The following is a 2510-nucleotide window of genomic DNA, read 5'->3' on the forward strand; positions in this document are numbered from 1 at the left end:
TAGCGCAGGCGCCACCCGCGCTACCGGTGGCGCCCGCGCTACCGCCGGTGCCACCCGCACCACCGGCCCCGTAGAGCAGACCGCCGAACCCACCGTTGCCGCCGAACCCACCGGGTCCGGTGGTGGTGCTGGCGCCGCCGGCCCCACCGGTGCCGCCCGCACCGAACGGCCCGGCGTTACCTCCGTTACCGCCGGACATGTTTGCCGCGCCGGAACCGCCGGCCCCGCCGTCGCCGAACAACCACCCACCGGGCGTGCCGTTGGCACCGCTTCCCGCGGCACCGGGCGTGCCGTTGCCGATCAACGGCCGCCCGGTCAGGGTCTCGAAAGGCCCGTTGACCGTATTCAGTACCTGTTGCTGCAGCGTATGCAGTGGTGAGGTGCTCGCCGCCGCGTTGAATCCGTCGAGGCCCAACAGCAGCCCGCCGGTGCCGCCGACTCCGGTGTTGCCCGTGGTGTCGCCGGTCCCGCCGACGCCGGCGTTGCCGCCGTTGCCGATGAGCGCACCGTTGCCACCGGCGCCGCCCGACCCGCCGGCCCCGGCGCCGGCACCACCGGCGTTTCCTTGCCCGCCGGCGCCGCCGGCACCGCCACTGCCGATCAGCAAGGCGCCCTTGCCGCCCGCCCCGCCGTTGCCGCCGGCCGCGGCTTCGCTCACTCCGCCGGCGCCACCTATCCCGCCGGCCCCGTTGAGCACGCCGCCGGACCCACCGCTACCGCCAGCTCCTCCGGCGCCCGCTTCGCTGAAGCCACCGGCGCCGCCGGCGCCGCCCGCACCGCTGAACATGGTGCTGCCACCGGCCCCGCCGTCGCCGCCGTTGCCGGTGTTGCCGCTGCCGCCCGCGCCTCCGGCGCCGCCGGCACCGAACCCGAACGCGTTGCCACCTGCTCCACCGTTGCCTCCGGTGGCTGAGCTGGCGCCGCCGCCGCCGCCGACACCGCCGGCGCCGAACACAAACCCACCGTTACCGCCGGCACCGCCGACGCCGCCGATTGAGGAGATGCTGGCGCCGCCGGCACCGCCCGCCCCGCCGTCGCCGAACACACCGCCGGCGCCGCCGGCGCCACCTACCCCACCGGCCGCCGCGACACTGCCGCCACCGGCACCGCCGGCACCGCCCAATCCGATGAGCACTCCCGCGCCGCCGGCACCGCCGGCACCGCCGATGCCGCCGTTGCTGCCGCCACCGGCACCACCGGCACCACCGTCGCCGAACACACCGCCCGCTCCGCCGACCCCACCCGCTCCGCCGGCGCCGGCGGAGCGGGTGGGGTCGGCGGAGCGGGCGGTGTGTTCGGCGACGGTGGTGCCGGTGGTGCCGGTGGCGGCAGCAACGGCGGCATCGGCGGTGCCGGCGGTGCCGGCGGCGCGGGAGTGCTCATCGGATTGGGCGGTGCCGGCGGTGCCGGTGGCGGCAGTGTCGCGGCGGCCGGTGGGGTAGGTGGCGCCGGCGGCGCCGGCGGTGTGTTCGGCGACGGCGGGGCGGGCGGTGCCGGCGGCGCCAGCATCTCCTCAATCGGCGGCGTCGGCGGTGCCGGCGGTAACGGTGGGTTTGTGTTCGGCGCCGGCGGTGTCGGCGGCGGCGGCGGCGCCAGCTCAGCCACCGGAGGCAACGGTGGAGCAGGTGGCAACGCGTTCGGGTTCGGTGCCGGCGGCGCCGGAGGCGCGGGCGGCAGCGGCAACACCGGCAACGGCGGCGACGGCGGGGCCGGTGGCAGCACCATGTTCAGCGGTGCGGGCGGCGCCGGCGGCGCCGGTGGCTTCAGCGAAGCGGGCGCCGGAGGAGCTGGCGGTAGCGGTGGGTCCGGCGGCGTGCTCAACGGGGCCGGCGGGATAGGTGGCGCCGGCGGAGTGAGCGAAGCCGCGGCCGGCGGCAACGGCGGGGCGGGCGGCAAGGGCGCCTTGCTGATCGGCAGTGGCGGTGCCGGCGGCGCCGGCGGGCAAGGAAACGCCGGTGGTGCCGGCGCCGGGGCCGGCGGGTCGGGCGGCGCCGGTGGCAACGGTGCGCTCATCGGCAACGGCGGCAACGCCGGCGTCGGCGGGACCGGCGACACCACGGGCAACACCGGAGTCGGCGGCACCGGCGGGCTGCTGTTGGGCCTCGACGGATTCAACGCGGCGGCGAGCACCTCACCACTGCATACGCTGCAGCAACAGGTACTGAATACGGTCAACGGGCCTTTCGAGACCCTGACCGGGCGGCCGTTGATCGGCAACGGCACGCCCGGTGCCGCGGGAAGCGGTGCCAACGGCACGCCCGGTGGGTGGTTGTTCGGCGACGGCGGGGCCGGCGGTTCCGGCGCGGCAAACATGTCCGGCGGTAACGGAGGTAACGCCGGGCCGTTCGGTGCGGGCGGCACCGGTGGGGCCGGCGGCGCCAGCACCACCACCGGACCCGGTGGGTTCGGCGGCAACGGTGGGTTCGGCGGTCTGCTCTACGGGGCCGGTGGTGCGGGTGGCACCGGCGGTAGCGCGGGCGCCACCGGTAGCGCGGGTGGCGCCTGCGCTA

2 protein-coding genes are annotated in these 2510 nt (G+C 77.4%); one reads left to right on the forward strand and one right to left on the reverse strand.

Annotated features, from left to right (window positions below):
* Positions 1–1219, reverse strand: a 1219-nt coding sequence (locus tag AO501_RS13390; protein ID WP_419775671.1) for a PGRS repeat-containing protein, incomplete at its 3' end; no start/stop codon positions are given.
* A 72-nt stretch (positions 1220–1291) separates the two neighbouring features.
* On the opposite strand from AO501_RS13390, the gene AO501_RS13385 reads away from it, so the two are divergent.
* A partial coding sequence (locus tag AO501_RS13385; protein ID WP_419775671.1) for a PGRS repeat-containing protein occupies positions 1292–2510 on the forward strand: 1219 nt, incomplete at its 3' end.

The organism is Mycobacterium gordonae (assembly GCF_001417955.2).
In the GTDB taxonomy this organism is placed as follows: Bacteria; Actinomycetota; Actinomycetes; order Mycobacteriales; family Mycobacteriaceae; genus Mycobacterium; species Mycobacterium gordonae_B.